14 protein-coding genes and 2 pseudogenes are annotated in these 23631 nt (G+C 60.0%); 10 read left to right on the top strand and 6 right to left on the bottom strand.

Annotated features, from left to right (window positions below; translation table 11 throughout):
* The coding region (locus AC0L27_RS39285; RefSeq protein WP_473323302.1) for an OprO/OprP family phosphate-selective porin at positions 1-1253 on the top strand (1253 nt) is incomplete at its 5' end.
* 931 nt (positions 1254-2184) lie between these two features.
* Here the strand turns inward: AC0L27_RS39285 and AC0L27_RS39290 are convergent.
* The 4 genes and pseudogenes from AC0L27_RS39290 to AC0L27_RS39305 form a co-directional block, all read right to left on the bottom strand.
* Positions 2185-2358, bottom strand: coding sequence for a hypothetical protein (locus tag AC0L27_RS39290; RefSeq protein ID WP_473323323.1), 174 nt, complete (start codon positions 2356-2358; stop codon positions 2185-2187).
* A 43-nt stretch (positions 2359-2401) separates the two neighbouring features.
* Positions 2402-2584, bottom strand: a pseudogene (locus AC0L27_RS39295) (ATP-binding protein); the annotation flags it as partial.
* A gap of 533 nt (positions 2585-3117) precedes the next feature.
* Entirely contained in the window at positions 3118-8646 is a 5529-nt protein-coding gene (locus AC0L27_RS39300) for a trifunctional serine/threonine-protein kinase/ATP-binding protein/sensor histidine kinase (protein WP_473323304.1), read from the bottom strand.
* A gap of 374 nt (positions 8647-9020) precedes the next feature.
* Positions 9021-9702: pseudogene (locus tag AC0L27_RS39305) on the bottom strand (ABC transporter substrate-binding protein); the annotation flags it as partial.
* A 282-nt stretch (positions 9703-9984) separates the two neighbouring features.
* On the opposite strand from AC0L27_RS39305, the gene AC0L27_RS39310 reads away from it, so the two are divergent.
* The 8 genes from AC0L27_RS39310 to AC0L27_RS39345 all read left to right on the top strand — a co-directional run bounded on the left by AC0L27_RS39310 (position 9985) and on the right by AC0L27_RS39345 (position 19631).
* Positions 9985-10839, top strand: a complete 855-nt coding sequence (locus AC0L27_RS39310) for an SDR family NAD(P)-dependent oxidoreductase (RefSeq protein WP_473323306.1) — start codon at positions 9985-9987, stop codon at positions 10837-10839.
* A 1559-nt stretch (positions 10840-12398) separates the two neighbouring features.
* The gene (locus tag AC0L27_RS39315; protein WP_473323308.1) at positions 12399-12812 is read left to right on the top strand and encodes a cupin domain-containing protein; all 414 of its coding nucleotides are present in this window, start codon (positions 12399-12401) and stop codon (positions 12810-12812) included.
* Positions 12813-13428: 616 nt separating this feature from the next.
* Complete coding sequence (locus AC0L27_RS39320; RefSeq protein ID WP_473323310.1) at positions 13429-14301, top strand: hypothetical protein; 873 nt, start codon at positions 13429-13431, stop codon at positions 14299-14301.
* A 38-nt stretch (positions 14302-14339) separates the two neighbouring features.
* On the top strand, positions 14340-14672 hold the full coding sequence (locus AC0L27_RS39325) for a cupredoxin domain-containing protein (protein ID WP_157158512.1): 333 nt from the start codon (positions 14340-14342) through the stop codon (positions 14670-14672).
* Between the two features lie 11 nt (positions 14673-14683).
* Positions 14684-15514: an FTR1 family iron permease gene (locus AC0L27_RS39330; RefSeq protein WP_473323313.1), complete on the top strand. Its 831-nt coding sequence runs from the start codon at positions 14684-14686 to the stop codon at positions 15512-15514.
* A 298-nt stretch (positions 15515-15812) separates the two neighbouring features.
* Positions 15813-16847, top strand: a complete 1035-nt coding sequence (hemE, locus tag AC0L27_RS39335; protein ID WP_473323315.1) for a uroporphyrinogen decarboxylase — start codon at positions 15813-15815, stop codon at positions 16845-16847.
* A 1675-nt stretch (positions 16848-18522) separates the two neighbouring features.
* On the top strand, positions 18523-18732 hold the full coding sequence (locus AC0L27_RS39340; RefSeq protein ID WP_085385664.1) for a hypothetical protein: 210 nt from the start codon (positions 18523-18525) through the stop codon (positions 18730-18732).
* Positions 18733-19088: 356 nt separating this feature from the next.
* A complete protein-coding gene (locus AC0L27_RS39345) occupies positions 19089-19631 on the top strand; it encodes a cytochrome b (protein ID WP_473323317.1) in 543 nt (180 codons plus the stop codon).
* Positions 19632-20561: 930 nt separating this feature from the next.
* Here AC0L27_RS39345 and AC0L27_RS39350 read toward each other — a convergent pair.
* The gene (locus AC0L27_RS39350; RefSeq protein WP_354202001.1) at positions 20562-20963 is read right to left on the bottom strand and encodes a hypothetical protein; all 402 of its coding nucleotides are present in this window, start codon (positions 20961-20963) and stop codon (positions 20562-20564) included.
* 96 nt (positions 20964-21059) lie between these two features.
* Between AC0L27_RS39350 and AC0L27_RS39355 the strand changes: the two genes are divergently transcribed.
* On the top strand, positions 21060-21632 hold the full coding sequence (locus AC0L27_RS39355; protein WP_473323319.1) for a transposase: 573 nt from the start codon (positions 21060-21062) through the stop codon (positions 21630-21632).
* 487 nt (positions 21633-22119) lie between these two features.
* Here the strand turns inward: AC0L27_RS39355 and AC0L27_RS39360 are convergent, their stop codons facing one another.
* Entirely contained in the window at positions 22120-22557 is a 438-nt protein-coding gene (locus tag AC0L27_RS39360) for a hypothetical protein (protein ID WP_473323321.1), read from the bottom strand.
* Between the last annotated feature and the right edge of the window lie 1074 nt (positions 22558-23631).

Raw genomic sequence — 23631 nt, forward strand, 5'->3', positions numbered from 1 at the left:
GACCGGTGAGTGTGTCGATTGACATCATGTTCGATGTCGGCGGCTACGACTATCGTCCCAACACCGCGGCCACGGTGCCGCAGAAGCTCGACAGCGGCGAGAACGTCCGCCGCGCCCGCATCGGGCTCGCCGGCAAATTCTTCAACGACTGGAATTTCGCACTGGTCTACGATTTCGGCGGCACCTCCGATGGATTTGGCGGCGCAGCTCCGGGATCGCTGCCCGGCGGCGGCGTCTCCGGCCTCGAGAATGCCTATCTCAGCTACACCGGTTTGAAGCCGTTCGGCGGAAGGATGGCAGTCGAAGCCGGCATCATGGACCTGCCTTACACTCTCGATGAGGCCACGAGTTCCAACGACATCATGTTCATGGAGCGGGCCTCGCCGGGCATCATCGCCACCAACATTGCCGCCGGCGACTTCCGTTCCGCGGCCGGCACGCGGTGGTACAACGACCAGCTCTGGGTCGGCGGCTATGTCACCGGACCATCGACGGGCGCGATCCACTCCGCCTCGAGCGCCGCGCCAGCCGGCACCAGCGAGCAATATGGCGCCGTGGCGCGCGTTGCAGGCAACCCCATCAGCGGCAAGGACTATTCGGTGCATATCGGTGCCGACGCGCAGTGGTTGATCCAGCCGCCGCGTAATCTCATCGCCAACACACAGACGGTCACGCTGAGCGACCGTCCGGAATTGCGTCTGGACCCGACGACGCTGGTGTCCACCGGTGCGATCGCCAATGTCTCGGGCGCGCAGGTCTACAGTCTCGAGGCGGCCGCCACATATGGACCACTGATGCTCCAGGGCGAGTATTTCTGGTACAATGTCGATCGCACCGCCAACACCGGCGTGCCGCTGGTCGGTGCGTCGAGCCTGAAGTTCCAGGGCGGTTACGCGCAGGCCGGCTACGTGCTGACCGGCGAAGGTCGTAGCTACAATGCGGCGAACGCGGCCTATAACGGCGTCAAGCCGGCGCATCCGTTCTCGCTGGATGGCGGCGGCTGGGGTGCTTGGGAAGTCGCCGGACGCGTGAGCCAGATTGACCTCAACGATCAGCTCGCGACCGCCAATGGCATCGCCGGCGGACGCCAGACCGTCTACACGCTCGCGCTCAACTGGTATGTCAACGGCAACGTCCGCTTCATGCTCGACTACCTGCATGGCAATATCTCCAAGCAGGCCTCGCCGGTCTCGACTGCCGATGTCGGCTCGAAATTCGATGCCGTGGCGATGCGCACGCAGTTTGCCTTCTGACGCAATCTCTTGCAGGAGTGTTTTTGTCGGCTTGTTTTTATGCGCGCCCGGCCCTGTTTCCGTCGCGTCGACCCAGAGACGGCTCAATAATACGAGCGGGCACGTGTCTCATTCGCCGTAACCGGTTCAGTCGTTCCGCAGGCACTGAGTGTGTATCGGCCTCGAACATTGGGTCGGACTCAGATCCGATGATGTTTCTGCGGAGCTTGCGTGTCTCCAGCGGAGGACTCAGGCTCATGTAGCGGTCCGAGCGGAAAGCGGCGTGGCCGAGTGCGCATCGTGCGGGCGAGATCAAGAATCATCGCCTATACGACCGACAGGCTGCGGATCTGGCCTATACGGGCAAGGAAAATGCGCCTTTGCGTGATCACCCGGAGGCTCGATTTGCGAGGTGCCCGATTGTCGGCGGCGCATTTTCGCTGAGCGGTTCGGGGACGATGGGCGAGCAGGTCGATCCGGCCGCTGTCGACCTGACGTTCCTCTAGGGCGGATGGCGTTCGCGACCGTGCGGCCGCTCGGGCCCGGCTACGGGCCGCGCGGGACCGTCGGATGATTGATTTCACGCCCCGGTCGGGTGCGCCTAGTGGTCTCCCCGCTTCCGACCACCTGGCGCCGCCCCGCGGCGCGCGTGTCGTAAGCCAGCGGCTGCGATTCGATGGCGACTGTTCGGCTTTCGCGTCGTCTTCGATCAGCTCCTCGATCCCGGCGTCGATCTTCGGTTCTCCCATCGGGAAGCTCTATGCGTCCAAGGCGACTCTCACAACAGATCGGCGCCGAAAACGGCGGACGTGTTCACGTCCTTCCGATCGGTGTTTCCGTAAACCGCTAAACGACGCGTTGGGTAGGCCGTCGCGGAGATACTTGGCAAAACCGTAAGAGATTTCGCTCGTACTCTGGTCAACCCTTGCTTGGATACTGAGTCCGATGTGCCTCATCGGCGGTAGGCAATCTCGCCGGCAGCGGCGAAGACTTTCTGAATAGTAGTGAAGATCACGCCGCCGGACGCGCCGATGCCGTGGCTTGATCGTTGATCGGCAAAGTGAATTGCACGGTGATGCCGGCCCCGGCGTTCGGGGTGGCCCATTTGCGTCGTGAGCTTCGACAATCGAACGGCAGATTCGATCGCCCCATGCCCCTATGCCGCCGGGCTTGGTGGTGTAGAATGAGTCGAACAGGTGTTCAAAACTTTCCGGTTTCAGTCCCGGGCCAGATTCCTGCACGGCGACGAGCACTCCGCCCGAATGTTTCCCGATGCCGATCAGCAACCCGCGCGACCCTTCGCTGACACCGCTCATCGCTTGGACGGCGTTGATGATCAAGTTAAGAATCATTTGCTGCAGTTGGACTCAATCTCCTTGGATGAGCGGCAAGCCCTCCGCGAGTTGCGTCTGCACCGAGACATTGTTTTTCATCACTTCGCCGCGGGTCTCTCCTGCCATTGCTGGAGCTGGATCGAGCGCGAATACGAGCGACACCTGCTGAATGTGTTTGCACTCCGAACAGCGAATCGTTGGTGCATGGGAATCGAAACTTATCTGCGATGTGAAGCAAACAATGGCCGGTTGCCTAGGTTGTTGCAGGTGGCTCCCCGACTCGTCGTCTGCTTCTTCGAGCGAATCCGAAGGACCCGTTATTCGCTCCGCATGCGGAGGCGAGACGTCTCCAGGCATCCTTCAGTTTCACCACCATTCATCAGGGTGGCTAGACGAGAGGCACATTTGTGTCCGGTTTTGCAGCGTAGTTGCTGCGAACCGGTCGCGGGCCAATGGCGCGTGCTTGAAATCACAAAACTCCAAGCGTCATATCAAGATTCGTCAGTTCTGTAGGCACCCGCTCCGGTGATGGCCTGCTGCAGATGTTCAATTTACGCTGCCTCATTTGACTGCTCGGGCACCGTGAATTGAAAACTTGCGCCCTGCGGCTGGGCAGCGGTGGCCCAGAGTCCCCCTCCGTGCGCTTCAATGATGGTGCGGCAAATCGACAGACCCATGCCCAAGCCGCCAGGCTTCGTGGTGTTGAAGGCGTCAAAGATACGCTCTAGTCCCTCTGAACTGAGACCTGGACCCGAATCCCGCACCACGACGAGCACGCCGGAGGGCTCTCCGGTATGAGTAGTGATCACCAATTCTCGCGCCCCCTCGCTGACCGCACTCAACGCTTCGACGGCGTTCATGATCAGGTTCATGATCACTTGTTGCAGCTGAACCCGATCCCCTCGAATAAGCGGCAAGTCGTCCGCGAGCTGCGGCTTGACCGAAATGCCGTTCTTCACGATCTCGCCACGGGTCAGGGTGATGACCTCGAGAATTGCAGCGTTAATGTCCACGTCTTCTTTCCGTAGAGGTGCTTTTTTAAAAAGGGCGCGCATCCGAGCGACGACGTCGCTGACGCGATTGCCGTTTGCAAAGATCCGGTTGAGGGCCTGCCGCGCTTTCTCCAAATCTGCCGGTTCTTTGCTCAGCCAGTGCAACGCAGCGGAAGTATTGTTGAGCGTTGCCCCGATCGGCTGGTTGACTTCATGGGCAATCGAAGCCGAGAGCTGCCCCAGTGTCGCGACTCGATTTGCGTGCACGAGCTCCATTTGCACCTCGCCGTAGCGCCGCTCGCTTTCGCGAATTTCCTGCTCTGCTCGCTTCCGCTCAGTTAAGTCTACCACGAAGGCCACGCCCTGGTCGGACCGCCCGCCGAACGTCGCTGCCCCGACCAGCACCGGTACGCGGCTGCCGCTTTTCCGGAAGTACTCCTTCTCGTAGGGTAGCGCCGTTCCGGTCGCTTCGAGCTCCGCCATTCGTCGGTCGTCGGCATCGCGCCATTCGGTGGGCGTCAGATCCCGCCAGCGCAGCCGACCGGAGACAACATCGTCGCGGCCATATCCGGTGATGCGGAGAAACGCTTCGTTAGCATCGATGATCCGGCCGTCTATATCCCAGAAGAGGATGCCGATTATATTGGCATCCACTAGCCGTCGGATCCTCGCCTCCCGCTCGGCCAGCTCGCGGTACAGGTTAGCGTTCTCTATTGAGATAGCCGCCTGGGACGCGAGCAGCGTGAGCACCGCCATTCGAGTAGGAGTAAATGCGGCAGTCGTAAGCGTATTCTCCAAGTACAGCAGGCCAATCAACCTGGTCTGTTTCAGTATCGGCAGGCAGAGCATTGACCGTGAGCGATGGTCGCGAATATAGTCGTCCGCTGAAAACGGGTTCTGACTGGACGCATCGTGCAGGAGAACGCTTGTTTTTGTGCGAAGCACGTAGTGAAACACCGAGCTTGGTAGATCTGCGGTCGTGACGCGCGCCTGTTTCAGGACCACGGTCACGTTGTCACTGCTGGCTATGGCCTCTGCTTCGATTTGATATTTATCGGCTCGCGGAAGAATCAAGAGACCTCGATCGGCACCCGCGTGCTCGATTGCCGCACTCATGAGCGTATTGATTAGCTTCTCGAAAACGATCTCGCCTGACACCGCTTCCGAAACTCTGATTACGGTAGCCAGATCGAGTTGCTCGAAGGGTGTCACTATCGTCGCCGGGGAATCCTTGTCTACTTTGAGGTGCGGATACAGTTCCTCGAGTTGGCAAACCTTTCCGTCGGCTCCCCAGCGCAGGTAGCAGGCCCGCGCGGCCCGCAAATAGGTCGCAGCGATCTTCTCTTGACCGCGCTCTGCGTAGAAACGCCCGGCAATCTCGTTGGCAATGGCCTGGTTGTGCACGAACCCATGTTTGCGGGCCTCGCGGATCGCCTTGTCGTACAGCTCCTCAGCGTTCAGTACGCGGCCCTCCATGCGGGCGATCTCGGCACCGACCAAGGCAGCGCGGTTCTCGAAGTTTTCCGAACAGCGCGCCGCCCATACTTCGAGTTGATTGCGGTGGGCCACAAGAGCCTCAAAATGTTCCTGTTTCTCGTCCGGCGATGCGGAATTCCATGCTGCCGCGTGGCCGAGCGCACTATAGAAGCAATACTCAGCCGTTTCGAAATGTGATGGTGAGGTCCAAAGTAGCTGTTGCGCTCTCAATGACGCATCCATGGCCGAAGCATAATCCGCAGCGAAGATCCGTGCTTGTAACTTACGGACCCAATATCGAAACTCGAGTAGCTTCAAGACCGGATTACTCGCTAAGTGGCGCTCGAATCGAAGCTCATCGAAACCCTCGTGGTTGAAGGAGCCAAACGTCGGAGTCAGTCCGCTAAGCGTCAGAATAAATCCGAGCAGCATGGCGAGATTGTCAACGACGAAACCGAACCGAACCTTCTGCGCATACTCGAAACCCCTCTCGGCTTCCCGCTGCACCTCAGCAAGCGGGTCTCCCGCTGCCAAAAAGTTGGTTATCAAGTGATTACAGCTATAACCCGCAAATGTGATGTCCCCTGTGCGATCAGCAGTAGCAAAGGCGCGACGTACCAGATCACGTCCCTCTAAGACATGTTTTGCCCACGGCATGACAATGTTACCAAAGGACATGTACGTTCGAGCTTGATAGCGCTTTAAGCCGCGCTTTTCTACCAGTTCATAGCCAAGCCGGCCGAAACGAAAGCCGTCCTGATAGTTGCTGAAGCGAGGTCCGGCGATCTGGGCGAACCATACATAAGCGAAGCATGACCCATCGCTGTTGCCATACTCGAGGCTCAGATTCACCATTCGACAAACAACGAGCGACGATAAGTTCTCCTCGATATGCATTGCCGGAAACTCGGCTAATATATCTAGAGTAGCGAGTAAGTCCGGATCGCTCATCAAAGGTAAGTCGACGAGTTCCTCGATTTGTCGACTTCCAAGCTGGGACCAGATTCGATCGTATTCGCGTTGTACTTCGATACGAGTCGGATGAAGTGACCAATCAATGCCTCCACGCTGGAGGTATTCAAGGCATATCTCGAGGCCGCGATCGCTCTGGTCCAAAGTGGTATAAAGCGTGAGCCGCAAACGTGTGACGGCGGCGGTGTCGGGGCCGCTTCTGGCCCGACGCGCCAGCATCGAAAGTCGAGTTTCGGCTGCCACCTTACTCGCGGTCAGTAATTCGCACTCGGCTGTGAGACATTCGATGGCGAAGATGAGCTCGTAGTTGTAGTCCCAACTCTGCTCGGTCAAAAACGCCCGCCCTACGGCGAGATACGACAGCGCTGAAGTATACGCGGTTGAGATCTTCGCGCGTCTACCTGCAATTAGATTCAATTCTGCGACCCGCTCACGCTCCTGATCTGACACTATGAGATGAGAGCCACGATTGAGCTGGTTTACGATGTCGAAGATCTTCTCTTCGATCTGCGTTGGCGGAATGCCGACCGCGAGGAGGCGGCCGATTCGAATATGAGCTTCGGCGCGGGCCGTTTCTGGTATTAGTGAATAAGCCGCTTCCTGGACACGATCATGCAGAAAGCTATACGCGCTTTCGGAGTGGAGAACGAGCCCAACTCGGACCGCTTCCAGGAGATCTCGATGCACTACATCTTTCGAGCCTCCGTAAACCTTCGTAAGTAGTGCGAAATCCGCGCTGTTGCCTAGGCACGCAAGCTGCTGCAATGCGTTCTGAGTTCGAACGGGCAGCCGCGTCAGCTTCCCGACCATGAGGTCCACCACGTTATCAGTGTAACCCTTTGCGCGAATGCGATTTACATCCCAAGACCATCGCGCGTTGCAGTGGTCAAAGATCAGTAACGCCTCCTCGGCAAGCGCATAAATAAACTGGTTGGCGAAGAATGGATTGCCAGCAGTCTTCTCGTGAACTAGTTGCGCCAACGATGTGGCGCGCTCCGGCTCGCAATGAAGGGCGTCCGCAATCAATTGTCCCAAGTGTTCACAGGCCAGGGGCGCGAGGGTGATCTCCTGCACTACCGCGCCAGCTTTGCGGATTGATTCGAGCCTGCGCGTCAGAGGATGGGCGGAGTCCACTTCGTTGTCTCGGTAGGCGCAGATCAACATCATGTACTGCAGGTCCTGCCGGCTCAGAAGATCTTCGAGCAAATCGAGCGTTGCTGCATCGAGCCACTGCAAATCGTCGAGGAACAGCGTAAGCGGGTGCTCTGGCCGGGCGAATACGGCGATGAATCGCCCGAATACCAATTGGAATCGGCGTTGCGCATCCAATGGCGGAAGGACAGGAACCGGAGGCTGTTCTCCGATGATTAGTTTCAATTCCGGGACAACATCGATGATAAGCTCCGCGTTTGGCCCCAACGCTTGGCGAAAGGCATCACGCCAGATGCTCAGCTCCTCTTCCTCCTTGCCGAGAAGCGGGCGGACAAGGCTGCCGAAGGCCTGCGCGAACGTGGTATACGGGATGTCGCGTTTGTATTGGTCGAACTTACCTGAGGCAAAAAGGCCGCGGGGCGGTACGAGCACCTTGTGCAGCTCATTGACGACAGAGGACTTGCCTATACCGGAATATCCGGAGACCAGCACCAACTCTGGTACACCGGTCTTGATGATGCGATCGAAGCAGGAAAGCAACGTGGCGATCTCACGATCTCGTCCGTACAGCTTTTCGGGGATGAGCAGCCGGCTCGGCGTGTCCAGCAGGCCGAGCGGAAAGTCATCGATACGGCGGCGCGCTTCAAATTCCGCCAGGCAGCGTCGCAGATCGCGCTCGACACCGCCGGCGGTTTGGTAACGATCCTCGGGAGTCTTGGCGAGCAGCTTCATAATGATCGCCGAGACGGGCGCTGGGACACCCTCTAGCCGTTCCCCTGGCGGCACTGGCTTTCTGGCAATATGGCAGTGCACCCATTCCATCGGATCAGCCGCCGTGAAGGGCAGAACGCCCGTGAGCATCTGGTACAGCGTGACGCCGAGGGCGTAGAGATCGCTGCGGGCGTCGATCGAGCGGTTCATCCGCCCCGTTTGTTCGGGTGCCATGTAGGCAAGCGTACCTGCGATGGTCTCAGGCGGCTCGGGCGCCTGCCGCTCGCGGGACAGGCGCGATGCGATGCCAAACCCAGTGAGCCGCACGTGTTGATCCGCGCAGTCCACTACAATATTAGCTGGCTTGATGTCTTTGTGGATGAGCCCGCGCTGATGAACCTTGTCCAGAGCAGAGGTAACAGCGATAGCAAGGCGCAAGAAGCGTCCTACCTCCATGGGCCCCCCGAGCAAACGATCGAGCGGCTCCCCGCCACCGGGATCATCGAGCACCAGTATGGTCCGACCGGCGTCGCGCATGAGGGCGAGCGGCCGCGCCGCCCATGCCCCGTCGAGTTCATCTTTCAGCTCGTATTCGTGCGTGAGGCGATCGAGTCTCGCCCGGGCCGAGTGGTCGGCGGCAGGCGCAACAAGTAGCACGGCGAACCGGTTGCCATTGTCGTCCAGTCGCCAGCCGCGACTGAACACGCGCTCGCCGTCCTCCCACAACACCTCAGAGCCGCCGTCCGAGTACGTGACGTTCAGCGACTGCTGCACCATCCGTCAAACTCCGCCGTGGGGGCTTCGGCTTGAAGTCGGCTGATCAAGCTCTTCGCGCGCCACGCGCGCGGCCTCTCTCCGCCTCGAGAAATCGTACTCCATCACCGCAGAAATGCCAGCCTTCCCTTTGTCTTGCCGGGTAGGGCGGACGTAGATCCTTGTTCGTTTAGCACGATTACGAGCGATTTGCCCGGCGCGAGCTGGAACTCGGCGACCCGTTGCTGTACCGCGAGCGCCAGCTGACGCAGCTCACCGACGTTGGAAAGGAAGTCCTTCCGATGCCGGCGTGCGCACTGGCCTCGGTAGAGGCGAGTGCGTCGCAGGGCCCCAGGAGTTCCAACGCAGCTGATCTCAGCCGCCTTCCTGATGGCTTACGCCGTGAACTTTGGCGTGGCGATGTCAACGAATACGTCGGCCTTGAGCGACTTCATCTTGACCGCGTGCGAGTCGATGGTCGACTCAGGCACCTCATAGGCGTCTTCGGCAACGATCATCGACGCAGCCTTGGCGCCGAGGCCATCCTTCAGGCGTTTGAGGTAATCCTTGCCGTAGTCGTCGTTCTGGTAAAGAACGGCGACTTGGCGTTCGGCTTTTCCTTCAAAATATACCTCGCCTAGATCCGCGCCTCGTTTTGATAGTTGGGCGACTAACTTAAAGTGCACGGGAAGTTCTGCGGATTATTCCATTTGGTCGCGCCGGTCTGCACGAACAGTTGCGGCACCTTTTTCGCGTTCATGTATTTCTGTGTGGCGGTGTTGGACGACGTGCCAAGCGCACCGAAGATGAGGAAAACCTCTTGGCTCTCAACCAGTCTGCGCGCCCGCTCGACCGCTTTTAGTGGACTGTAAGCGTCGTCATAGGAAATGAAGTTGATTTTGCGGCCGTTGATGCCGCCTTCGCAGTTGATCTCGCGAAAGTAGGAGGCCTCGGTCTTGCCTGTAGTACCGTAAGCCGACGCCGCTGTAGAGGTGATGTTGCCGATCTTGATTTCGGTGTCGGTTGCGCCGGCATCGTATTTCTTCTGGCAAATACGCTGCCTCCGCTGGCAGCAAGCATTATAATGGCGGTCGAAAACGCCGCCAATCGTCGTGCGACGAAGGACGTCTCGCTGCTCCCTATGAACCAATGAATGTGTCTATCGTTATTGTGGAGCCAGCGCTTCGCCGACCCTGACCCTCGTTATCCAGTGGTTTCCAATGTGCTAGTTTGAAACTCGCACCGGTTATTTTTAGGCTTGGCGCGGGGGCGCGGAACATTAGACCACGCCGCGTTCATTGTGCCACTCTGCGGCGCGGCCTGGTGGGTGAATTTGTTGAGTGAAAGCAAGGTGGAAAGCGCATGAGAGATTTGGCTGGACAGACCGCATTCGTGACAGGCGCTGCCTCGGGGATCGGACTGGGGATCGCGACCGCGCTGTCACAGGCCGGGGTGAAGGTTATGCTCTGCGATATCGACCAAGAGGCGCTGAAAAAAGCGGTCGCGGACCTGAAGACACGGACCGACGTCGATGTCGACGGCGTGAACGCCGACGTCTCGCTCAAAGGCGAACTTCAGGCGGCAGCGGACGCGACCGTCGCGCGGTACGGCAGAATCCACATATTGGTCAACAATGCGGGCGTGGGCGGCGGCGGCACCTATGGTGAGTGGACTGATGCAGGCTGGAACTGGGTCCTCGGCGTCAACCTGATGTCGGTGATCTGGGGCTTCGAGATTTTCGGTCCGCTGATCGAAGCGCACGGCGAAGGAGGACAGGTTGTCTCCACGGCCTCCGTCGCCGGGCTGATTGCGGGACCAAGTTTGGCGTACGATGTGAGCAAATATGGAGTGGTGGCGCTGTCCGAGGGGATGCGCAACGTGCTCGCGCCGAGGAAGATTGGGGTCTCCGTTCTGTGTCCGGGCGTCATCCGCACGCAGATCATGAACTCTCGGCGCAACGTGCCGCAGCGATTTGCTTTGGCTGTCGGCCCCCCTCCGCCGACAGAAGGACCCCGCGCCAACTTCATCAAAGCATTACAGGAGCGGATCAACCACGGCATTGATCCGCTGTATGTGGGCGAACTGGTTCGCGAGGCCATCGAAAACGACTGGCCCTACATTTTCACGGATACCGAGCACGAATCGTTCATCGACGACCGCTTCGCAGCGATCAAGCAGGGCTTCGACCGTATACGCGGGCGAACGCCGCGACACTAGCTCTCGCATCTGCTCACAGCCTGGTGGCCCCCTGCCGACCTGAGCGCGGAGCGCCGTGGAAGTCTGTTTCCGGAAGATGAGGCGACGAAGATCATGCCAGCTGTCGATCAACGGTTGATCCCGGGATTGTCTGACATGCCCACCCTAATGCTGCTTGATCCCGATCAAGTCAATCGAGCCGCGGCAGCGCCGATCTGTTGAAAGACGAATACTGCATTTAGGTCTCCTTGTGCTCGTGGCGGTGCCGCATGCGGGCGGCGGACGGTGGGACTTAGCGCCGATCGCCTGTTGATCCATGTCGGCGCCAATTTGATGGTCTGCCCATGCCGATGGCGCGTGCTACTACTTCGTTGATGGGCCAGCGGGGCTATCAGCCGCCTGCTTTGAGTCAGCAGCGTTCCGTCGGCTCAAGGCGCTCCCTGGACTTGAGGTCCGCTGGGCTAATCTGAGCGCCGGACCCAAGGCGCTGACGGACCGAGAGGCGCACGAACTAGCCTCGCTGAACGGATCCTTGGCTGGATCAGTACAGCGATAACCCCAGTCAGCAGACCAGCTGGCACATCGGGCTCGGCGGCCAGCTCTTCGGCGCCACGCCCGACCGGAGGGAGATCGCGACCGCGACCCATTCCAAGGGGATTCTAGTCACGAACTGCTCAAGATTCGTCTGATACAATGGATTCGGGCGAGTTTAGCCGGCCACGGATCGCGCATTCCACGAGGAGAGACGGATGCGTTTCCCAGAACAGTTGGGAAAAATAGCCGCTCGGCAGACTGACGGTCGAGCGGAGTGTGACGGTATCGACAATCTGAGCGCCGCCCCCACGTTTATGATGCATGCGCCCTCGCGCGTTCACGAGCTTCTCAGCGACGCTGGCGACGTTCGCGTCGGCGCTTCGCTCGCTCTATCGGCTGCGGCAACGCAGGCACCGGCGCGCCAGCCGTTTCTGTTGGGTCCTTCTCAATCGCAGGGTCTTGGCTTCGGTGCGCCTCCATGCGTTCGAGCACGGCTCGCCCTTTGGCAGTGACCCTCTACGGGCCATTTTGACGCTCAACGAGGCCGTCCGAAAAGATGTCCAGTCCGGGCACGCGCGCGGGCAGTCGCTTGGTGCGCTCGGCCCACTCCGGCCGCTGGTGGCGAGGATCGCCACATGCGGTTGAGGTCCGCCACAAAGCGAACCTGTCCGGCTAGCTCACCAAGATCTTCAACACCGTCACCTGCAAGTTCAACCCGCACCTCGCCCGATCAAGGCCACGTGTGTCAGGGCTTTTCGGCCGGTCTCCCGCAGCTTGTCCGGTGTCGTTCGCCGGGTCTTTGGGGCTTCGAGGATCTTGCAGACCAAACTGGGGCCGCAGGGGATCCACAATCCCTGAAACGGAACTCTCCGCGACCGCGAAGAGACGTTCACGTGCTCCCGGCCACTATAACGCGCGGCTATCGACTTCATGGCGTGACGTCATTTCCCATACGCCGCGCGCAATCTCATGCTGACGAGTGTGAGCGGCAACTTACGTCGCCACTCCGAGACCCGAGCAAAGGGTCCACAATCAGGAGACTACAAATGGCAGTGAAGCAGCCGGTTCTTACGCCGCCCCACGGCGGTGAGACGGTGACGTCGAGCGGGGGCTCAATGCACGAGATCAAGGTGGAGAGCAGCCAGACTGGAGGCGAATATGGCACCGTCCTGTGGACGGTGCGGGCCGGGGAGGAGCCGCCGCTGCACACCCACTCGCACGAGGACGAGCTGCTCTTCGTTGTGGAGGGGCAGCTGATCGCGCGAGTCGGCGATGCCCGCATTGAGGTGGGGCAGGGCGCCTACGCGGCTCTTCCCCGCGGTGTGCCGCATACAATAGAGGTGGTCGGCGATCAGGCCATCCTGCTGCTCAGCTTCGTGCCGGGTGGGCTGGAGCGCTTCTTGGTCCCTCGCAAAGGCGAGCAGCTCGATCCGGCTGCTTTCGGCCTGACGTTCCCCTAGGGCGGGGACCGGCCGCGCGGAGCCCGCGGCCGTGCGCCCGCTCGGCCCGGCGACAGGCCGCGCGCGACCCGCGCCGGCCGAGTGCGCCAGCGGTCTCCCGGTTCAAACCAACTAGCGCGCGGAGCGGTGAAATGCGCTAATGCGCCTGGTCGTCTGCAAGAATCCCGCTGGCCGAAGAGTACACACGGGGGACCGACAAGTCGGTCGCGCCGCTGGTGTCTTGCATATTCGTGGCAGCGTCGCCAAGCACCCGAGAAAAAGCCAATAGCCGCCAATTGTCGGAATAGCAGAGGACGATGCAGTGGGACTGCGTTCGCATAGGCAACCGCGGAGCGGAGTTCAGGTGCCTACGGGCATCATAACGCGGGGTTATCAACTTCATGGCGTGACGTCATTTCTCATTCGTCGCGCGGAACTCCATGCTTGGCCGGAACCTTTCTTATGCATCGCACACGGGCTTAACGTGTTGACGCCCGCGCTTTTGAAGCACTCCAAATTAGCGGGACGGGAATCTCTTTGGATCGAGTGCTGTAATTCGCTAATCAATGCAGCCGAATAGGCTAGGGCCGACGGAATGCGCCAAACAATTGGACGTGTACGGCATTCGAGCGCGCTAATGAGCGCGTTCATTGTGCTGATTGGTCTCAGCGGATTAGCGCGCGCTGGCGGCCCCGCCAGCTCGGATGCAAGCTCATGGCGCGAGATCGAGACGAAATACATTTTCGGATTTACCACCGGCTCAGGTATCGGGATTGAAGGCGAAAAGGAGTTCACGACCGACACGATCGGCGGGTTTGGCAAGCGCGGCGGACGCTACAGTGCGACGGAGACGAAGTACGAGTTCGAATTCACCCCGTCTCAATTCGTGCAAATCGAATTTGGGGCGCTTGGATCGACCCATGACATCCGGAATGCTACTGATCTCGACGACCGTCGCCAAGTTGCGTTCAGCGGCGGGTTTGGTGAATTCCGCTACCTTGCGCTTGAGCGGACGTCGAACAACCCGCTGTCGGTGACGCTTGCATTCGAACCGACGGTTCGGCTAGTCGATGAGACAAGTGGTGAGCGGGTTCACAACTACGAATTCGAGACCACTCTCAATGCTGACCTCGAGCTGGTCAGAAACCGGCTCTTCGCCGGCTTCAATCTCCTGTATGAGCCTGAATGCACCCACACCCTGCTTGACGAGACCATCCGGGAAACGAAGCTCGGCGGCTCCGCCGCGCTGTCGTTCCGCCTCACGCCGAACGTCCTCATCGGAGCGGAAGTCTGGTATCTGCGTCATTATGACGACTTCGCGCTCTCGGCCTTTACGGGTGATGCCGTGATGCTCGGTCCGACGCTCTTCGTGCGGTTTACGCCAAAGATGTTCATGACAGCGGCGTGGAGTACGCAAGTATGGGGTCGCGAAGTCAGCAGTCCGTTCTCGCTCAATCTTGCCGAATTCCAGCGGAATCGCGCCAAACTCAAATTCGCCGTCGAGTTCTAATTCCCTCAAATCCAGGGCTCAGAATGTACGTTTTGACCATGAGCAGGAAGCTGGTCTTCGCAACGCTCTGTACGGCTATGCTGCCTTTTTCTACAGCATCGGCGCAGCAGGCGACCGAAATCCAGATCTCCTACTCCAACGGGCAGTTTCAGCCCCGCGAGGTGCGTGCCCCAGCAGACAAGCCTGTCCTGTTCCGGATCAGGAATCTCGAGGGCAAGGCGATGGAGTTTGAAAGCACCTCACTAAGAGTGGAAAAGGTCGTAGCCGCCAAAAGCCAAGGTGTTATCAACGTCCGCCCTCTGAAGCCAGGACGCTATGAGTTCTACGACGATTTTAACGAGAGCGCGCGTGGCGTTCTTGTCGTCGAATAGGCCCACGTCTCGTGCTCGCCGCGCTCATAATCGTTTTCCGGGAGGTTTTCGAGGCTGGCCTCATCGTCGGCATCGTGCTCGCGGTCACGCGTAATGTCGTCCACCGCGGTCGCTGGATTGTCGGCGGCGTGCTAGCGGGAATCGGGGGAGCTTGTTTTGTCGCGGCATTTGCCGGCGGCTTATCGCAGCTGTTCGCAGGCATGGGACAGGAACTGTTCAACGCCGCCATCCTCGGAATCGCCGTCGTGATGCTGACTTGGTACAATGTGTGGATGGCGAGCCATGGCCGCGAGATTGCCCTCGAAATGCGCGCGGTCGGCCACGCGGTGGCCGAGGGCAGCAAGCCGCTAGGGGCACTGGCGGTTGTGGTCGGCGTCGCGGTGCTGCGCGAAGGCAGCGAGGTCGCGCTGTTTCTCTATGGGGTCGGGACCTCCGAAGGCGGCTCGGCCCTGGGCCTTACCTTCGGCGGCTGCCTCGGCCTGTTGCTCGGGGTCGCGGTTTGCCTGCTGACCTATTTGGGCCTGGTGCGGATTCCACCGCGCGCGTTGTTCGCAACGACGACTGTTTTGATCACCCTCCTGGCGGCGGGTATGGCGGCGCAGGCCGTCGCCTTCCTGGAGCGGGCGAACTGGCTGACGTCGCTCGACAGCGTCGTGTGGGACTCGGGCTGGTTCTTATCCGAAGCCAGCATTCCTGGCCGCGCCTTGCACACGCTGATCGGCTATAGTGATCAACCGACGCAAATGCAGCTCATCGTCTACCTTGTAGTTATCGCGGTTACTGGTCTTCTGATGCGGCTGACCTCGCGGGTGCGCGGTGAGAACGCTATCGCACCAGCCTAATGAACGTGAGATGGGTTCACGGCCCGGCGCTTACAATGTAGCTTCGCGCGCGGATAACCGGAAGTTGACGTCTTTCTGGAGGCCGCAACGGCTACATAGGCGCGTGGATGACGTTTACCCAGCCACCCACGACATTCCATGAAGCGGGCGACGGAAGTTCTGGAAAGTCCAAGGAGTTACTCTTCAACGTGGCAAGCTGAGCCGAGTTGAAGCCCGGCATAGTCGCACCGCTGGTTCCCCTTTTCCGCTCGGGCCCTCGCCGGTGTATCAGGAACCTCAATCTGCAACAGGACGGTTCGTGCCCCAGTCTCCGACCAAGCCTTTCAGCGGCGTGCTCTCCGGCGAGCGACAGGCGATCCCGCCGGTCTGGATGATGCGGCAGGCCGGCCGTTACCTGCCGGAATATCGCGAGGTCCGCGCCAAGGCCGGCGGCTTCCTCGATCTCTGCTTCAATCCGGAGCTGGCCGCCGAAGTCACGCTGCAACCGATCCGCCGGTTCGGCTTCGATGCGGCGATCATCTTCTCCGACATTCTGGTGATCCCCTATGCGCTCGGCCGCTCGGTGCGCTTCGAGGTCGGCGAGGGTCCGAGGCTCGAACCGCTGGATGATCCCGCCAAGGTCGCGACACTGGCGAAGCAGGCCGACTTCGGCAAGCTCGCGCCGGTGTTTGAGGCGCTCAGCATCGTGCGCGGCGCGCTCGCGGCAGAGATCGCGCTGATCGGCTTCTGCGGCGCCCCTTGGACGGTCGCGACCTATATGGTCGCGGGCCACGGCACGCCCGACCAGGCGCGGGCGCGGATGATGGCCTACCGGCATCCGGAGGCCTTTGCGAAAATCATCGACGTGCTGGTCGACAGTTCGATCGAGTATCTGCTGGCGCAGCTCGCCGCAGGCGCCGATGTGCTGCAGATCTTCGACACCTGGGCCGGCGTGCTGCCACCCGCCGAATTCGCGCGCTGGTCGGTCGAACCGACGCGGCGCATCATCGAAGGCGTGCGCGCCAAGGTGCCGGACGCAAAGATCATCGGCTTCCCGCGTGGCGCTGGCGCGCAATTGCCTAGTTACGTCGAAGCCACCGGCGTCAACGCCGTCAGCATCGACTGGACCGCGGAGCCGGCCTTCATCCGTGAGCGCGTGCAATCACGCGTCGCCGTGCAGGGCAATCTCGATCCGCTGGTGCTGATCACGGGCGGCACAGCGCTCGACCGCGCGGTCGAGAACGTGATGGCGACTTTTTCGCAAGGCCGCTTCATCTTCAATCTCGGCCACGGCATCCAGCCGGAGACGCCGATCGCCCATGTGAAGCAGCTGCTGAGGCGCGTGCGGGGCTGAAGAGAGATTCTTCCTTGCGGCGCATCCTTCGAGACGCCCGCTTGAGGCGAGCTCCTCAGATGAGGACCAGTTTTGCGGAGAAAAGCCAAGGCGCCGAAATACAAGACCCTCGTGGTGAGGAGCGCCGCCTTACGGCGCGTCTTGAACCATGATGCCGTGGAAACCGACTGCCTTCACCGAAAAAACGTGAAAACAACGCCATGCAAGGTAGAAATCATTGAAGGATTTCGTCTGGAATGGCCCTAAGTCCCACAGTGACCAATGAACTCGCCGCGAGCGTAACCGCATAGGCAACAACTGTGTGTAACGAACGAGCTCCGCTGAGCTCAGCGGTTATTTCGGTCAACGTTCCGCATCCTCTCGGTTCAAGGCGCTCAAGGATATTCTCGAGCACATGCGCGCTGCCGACCAGAAACTCTTTTCGTGCTCGGATGCTTCGAGCGACCCGCCACGCTCTAGGCGATCGAGTGCGTTCCTCCGCTGACAAGCAAGCGCCCAGCGGGATAGAACGCGCCGCTGCAGCCGGTTGGTGGCCCAGCTCGCAGTCAAACTGTAAACCAACGGGTTGCAGAGCGCGCCACCGAACTCGCTGTCCACCTGACTGAGATCGGGAGCCGAAGAAACCTCATTCCGGCCGCCGCAGTTTTTCAGCGTGAATCGAGCAAAGTGGAGCCGTCGTCTCAAAGACGAACACCATAAACCTTCGTATCGTTCCGTGCCCCCTTATTGGTGTCCGATGATTACCTATGTCCGATTGAGCTGCTGGCCCCGATGGTCTTAGGCTGCATGTGTTCGAACGCACACGAGTTTATGAAGTGCGATGAGGAAACAAGAGGATCGAGGAACAACTGTACTAAAACCAGAAGGAGACTGCGATGCCCTATTACTCCGAAACTCCTAAGTCTGGCAGAGCCGCACGATGTGCAGTTTGTGACGGCACGTTTGGTCTCGTCCGGCACTATTCGTGGCGAACCGGGCTATGTTCCAAGAAATGCGTCGATCGCTTCAGAGCTCGCAGGGAAAGTGACCGCGATTGGGTAAGCTGGCTCCCCATCGCCTTCAACCAACTGCCAGAGAAACGACCGGGCCCATCGTGACGCTCCGGAGCTCGCAACGCGGCACTGTGTATTTGGAAGCAGGGCGGACTTTGCTCCGCACGGCTCAAGCGGTGATTGACTCAGTGATTGCGGCCCGGCTCAAGTCCCTTGCCGACGACTACCAGTCGCAGGATGAGAGCGTTCGCGTCTCGACCAACCCAACGGCATCGGCTCGATCGGTTGCCAACAACTGAGGTGAGTGGCGTGCACTACCTGACGGGCTGCTTGATCGCTCTTCTTCGGAAGAAATCGAGGCGAGCTTTCGAACGTCCGGCGCGCGACCCGGTCACGAGCAGTTTTATTGAACCGCCCGCGCACGGCTTCAAAGTTGGAGCTCAGATAGTAGATGTGAATGAAATGAGTATGGTCATATCATAGCGAAGCTGGTTCACGAGGCAGCTTTTCGGAGCGAATATGGGCGAAGTCATTGCGTTTGTCCCAAAATCTGAGCGCGAGCGAGTTCGCCTAATTCGAGAGGCTCGCGCGATCCACGACGGTATTTTCCCGCCGGAGCAGCAGGACAAGGTACTGACAAGTCACGAAGTGGGCGGCCCCCCCGGTGACGAGGGCGAGTTCTCATGATCAAGATCATCGCCGTGCTCTGTAGTCTTTCCTCTCCGGCAAATTGCCACGAGCAAATTGTCACCACCTCAGACTTCGCCGAGGTCTCGATGCAGTCCTGCCTGATGGGCGCGCCGCAGCTCGCCGACTGGATGAACCAGCATCCGGCCGAGCGTTTGGCCGCATGGCGCTGCGTAATTGGAAAACGGGATGGCAGGGGCGCTTAGAAGGCAGCGTTCGCTGGCCGTCCTCCGAGAATCCGGCGAACATGCTTTCCGCCAATGCAGGAGCGAAGACAACTACGCTGTGCGCTTATCACGCCAGTTGTGAGCACGACGGAACGAAGCTAATCGGCGGTTCTTTTTTAGGACCTCCCCCCAATCTCGGCGGCCCTAGCGATGATCATCTCCCGCTTGCAGTCTGGGTTAAATGGCACCGGGGGCTCAGACGCCCCATTTTGGGCCCCTGGGCAATGGGTCGGAGGTAAAGTTGATCGCCGGGGCAACCGGCCGGCTTACCACCGCCCAACTCTCTGGCTAGACGCCGCGACAGTTCACCAACCGTGTGGCGGGATCGGAGCGAGATGATCGGCTTGCGCAGCAATTCCTCTCGCCACGGCGCCGGGGCCAAAGTCCTGCATTGGCTGACCGTCATGCTAGTTCTCGCCGCTTATGTGCTGAGCACCGGCGACGGCTATTCGCTCTATTCCGCGGCCGCGGACGGGCTCCGCAGGGTTCATGAGGCGCTTGGGGTCGTCCTGTTCATTGTTGTCGTGCTGCGGCTGCTATGGCGCTTGATCGAGACTACGCCCGCGAAGCAGCCGATGCTGCCATGGATGGCTGCGGCCGCAAAGCTCGTTCACTTTGCGCTTTATGCGCTCCTCATCGCGATTCCGGCAACCGCGGTGCTCGGCACTTGGCTGGAGGGGATTCCCGTCACCCTTCCCGGATTCGACATCGCCCCCTTGATCGCGAAGGCGCATGGACTGGGGCAGCTGATCATGGAAATACACACCACCCTCGGCAACGCCATCCTCTGGATTGCCGCTGTGCATACAGCCGCGGCTCTCTTCCACCACTTCTGTCTGCGCGACGACGTTCTTCAATCGATGACTCCGGGCGCATGAATGATTATCTTGCCGCTTAGATCAAGCCATGGCCGCGCAAGTAGAGAGAACATTTTGAAACCCTGCCGCCCGCAGCTAGATCGACAGCGAACGCGTTTGACGGAACCTACCACGGTCGCATTCGAGCAGTGACGCGTGCTGCGGGTGTGGACGCCGTTAATAATGTCAAACGGTCGCGCGCTCTTTTCGGAGCGACAGGAGGGCGCCGACTCGGCCGTCACTCTGGTCTTGAGGACTAAATCGGCTTCGAATTGTAAGGGCAGGGCTGTTGTCTAGGGTCCTGGACGCTGGGTCAGAGCTCAGCGCTGGCGCGCATAACCGGCCGTCGTCCAGGCGCTTCGATCGGGTCCGGCAAATTTTCTGAGCCAGACCCGACAGCAGAGTCAACGTGATCTTCAATCGCGATCTGGTGATCGAACCCTAGCAGTGACGGAGAGCAAAATGAACATCGGCGCCGAAGAGAGCTGAGCCGGTGACAATGAGGGTAAAACGCTTCGGCTGCCGTTTACTGTCGTTTAGAAAACGTGCCGAACTGCCAAAGTGCGAGGGCCCTCATACCTTGATCTGAAACTCGCTCGTTGCTCCGATGCCGACCCGATTTACGGCGGTCCATCGGTCGCTTTGACGAGCGCGAAGGCAGACTCGAGACGGAGATGCATAGCCTCCGACGTGAGGAAAATTCACAAAGAGCCGCAACCTGAACTCCTGGAACATCTTCTTCTGGGCGGGAAGGCCGCAACCCACCACGACGATCGGCCACGCTTGAGCCGGCCGCCTTTCCGGAGGAGGCTCTCGGGCGACGGGGTGGTCGATGCATGCTTCACGTGGCTGAATAGCTCGACGCTTAGCAAGCCGGCGCTGATGCAGCATCCCGGGACTTGCATTCAAACGCGGCGCAAGGTTTGCTACACGGCGCGGAGGGCCTCATGCCTAACCCGCTGTGCGCGTGTGCAATCCCGGACGCCTCACGACCGGCTCTTCAGGCGCGTCAAAGATTGACGTCGTGAGCAGGACAGCGGCAGCGAGGATCCAGTAATACGACGCGTCGAGCCAACCGAATTTGAGGGCAAAGGGTAGGATCACAAATACCACCCCAAGGGCGCGATCGAGCCGAAGGTGCAGCCAGTAGGGGATGATACGGACGAGACCGGTGGGATGGTCAGTTGCAGCGGCCAAGAGCAGCGCGGCAACACCTACGACAACGGAAAGCCACATCGCGAGTGGTTCGCTCTGGCCCAGGTTCAGCACGAATGGCGCTGCGATCAGGACGATCGCGGCGGGATAGTCGATCAGGTAAGCGTGGACAGATTTGGTGATGAAGCGGAACGACATCGTGACTCCTACGTGCTTTGTTGCTCGTGCCGCCGTATGCCAGCAAGCACTCTGCACAATCGTCAAGGGTCAGCCCATTAGACACACAGGAAACCTATGACGGTACGCCAAGCATTAAAAGTGCCTGGTCGTTATGGTTTCCATTCCACTCGCTCGGGGCACGCCGCCAGAGGCGTTAAGCTCGTCATGTCCGATGCCCACGAGGGCATGAAGGCCACCGTAGCAACTCTGCTCAAATCCAGCTGGCAGCGCTGCTGTTTCGACTTCATGCGCAATGCATTGGCGCATGCCGCAAGACCGGACGGCGCGTCGTCTCCGGCTTCCAAACCATTTGCCGGGGACGATGCCGAAGCTGCCAAAACGCAGTGGCGCAAGGTCGCCGATCAGTTCCGCCACAAGCTGCCGAAGCTTGCGCCTTTTCGAGGCGGCGGAGACCGACGTGCTCGCCTACACGACCTCCCGCCGCAGCACCGGACCATGCTGCACTCCACCAACCCGATTGAGCGCCTCAACGGCGTGACTCAACGGCGCACCGAGGTGGCCGGCATCTTCCCCAACGAGGACGCCGTCGTTCGCCACATCGGCGCGATCCTGCTCGAACAAAACGAAGAATGGGCGGTCCACTGTGCCCGTTATGACAATGGAAGCAGTCGCGCCGTTGCGCGATGATTCGAGCGTCAGCCTCACGGCTCTCGTCAGCTGACCTGCCCGGCTCTCGCCGACAACGCGGTGATCCACCGCCAGCTAAACCACGCCACGGAACGCAATGGGCACATTGGGGTGCGCGGATCGTAGCGGATCGTATTTCCACTTCGAAGGGCTCGCCGTGCTGGATCGGGATGCCGGGACGAACCAATCGATTTGCAGCACGGGTTTCGGTCAACATTAAAGAAGGTGTGTGGGGCCCCCAACGGGGGTTATTGCTTCCAATCTGCTGCGCATCGCCGAATAACCGCTTAAACAGCGCCACAGTGCCGGATGTTGAGCAGCGAATCACTGACCTCGAATGCCAGCATCTACGGCACCACAGCGCCACTCTTGCTATCTTGAGCGCCTGCTGGTGTAGCCCGCGCGACAGGCTGTCATCCCGCCGATCGCGGCAGTTCCGAGCTCCGCAAGTAGCTTGCCCCCCAGCACAGAACATCAGCATCGTCGGTCATTGGGTTTGCTCTTTTGACCCGCTAAGACGAACCGATTCCCGCCTGCGGGTCCGCATGTTGAGGTTCGTTCTCTGGGCGGCGCTCACCTCGGGCGCGTTGAGAGCTGAGGTCGTCAGCAAGACTGCTGCGGCGAAAACCCAGGAATAGCCGGCGTCTGGCCCAGTGACATGGAAAGCGGAGGGGGCAGTGATGGAGATCACACCCAATGCGCGGTCCACCCATTGTAGCGAGGCACGGATGAATCCGACTAGCGTCGTCGAGTGGTCCGTGAATGCCGACAGCAGCAGTGAGACGCGGGTCACCACCGAAAGCCAAAGCGCGACGGGACTGCTCTTGCCTACCTTGAGCAGGAATGGCGCAACAATTGAAACGACGGCGACAGGACGGTCGATTAGGTACGTGCGGATAGATTTTGTGATGAAGCGGAATGACATGGCGGAACTCCTGCATGCTTGGGCTGCGAGATCGAGTTGTCGGGACATCGAAAATAGGGGCTTGTGATCTGGGCGACCCGTGCTGCCACCAAATATCGATAGGGCGTATAAAGAGCCTATTCCCGTCCGCGCGAGGTTAGAAATGTCGGATCGTTATCGTTTTCATTATCTCCAGCCGCTCGGTCTAAAGTTTTCAGACGCCAGGGCCCCCCCGCGCGGGCGGTTAGACCAGCGCTCGAGTAGAAATCTCTTCCACTAGAACGCTCCCGGGTTGCCACGCTAAGTCGTGCGAACCTAGCACCGGCGGGTTTTGAGCAAATCTCGTTCTGAACGCGTGTTCACAGTTGATCCAAAGTCGCACTCTTTTTGTAACCGGCCAACTCCGGGCGCCGCCATCGTCGATCAGAAAATGCCGCGTGAACTGCAACTTGCTCGAGGCAACCAGCGGGTCAGCCGCATGCCACATCGGCCACCGCGGGCGCAACGCCGCTAGCGACAGCCGTGGCGCCGGACCAGATGCTTAACGCACGGGCTCTCTTATCAGTGGGCAATCGCTGCTCGTGCACCGAAAGGCCGTCAGGCAGGACCAAGCCTTCGCCCAAACTTTGCAGTGACCGGCCGACGATGAGCCGGCGCGGAGCCAACCACGGTGGCGCCGAGGCATGGAGATCGGCCCCGCGAGGAAGGTCCGCGCAGTTCGGCGTTCTTCAGTCAATGCACTTGGAACGGCGACAGGGCCATGCCCGCCAAACGCCGCGAGGGGACCATCATGACGGCGCTGCTGACGAAAATAAGACAGTTGCCCACGCTGCATGCGGAGAACACGTTTGTGCTGTGCCCGACGGCCTAGGCTTTTAGAGCCGCAGGCGGTGGTCGGCGGTCATCAGGGACGCGCTGCTCACGACGTAATCCTTCAGGTTTAAGTCGAGCGCTTCGCGGGCGCGAGTTCATTGGCCAACAGCTTGAAGCCGGGCCGCCGCATCCGTTGACAAATCACTCTCTCGGCATCAATGCAACCTCAAGCGGACTCTTCCTAAGCCGCTATCGCTTCCGGCCCCAGCTGCAATGCTAACG

This window comes from Bradyrhizobium sp. Ken51 (assembly GCF_055807435.1).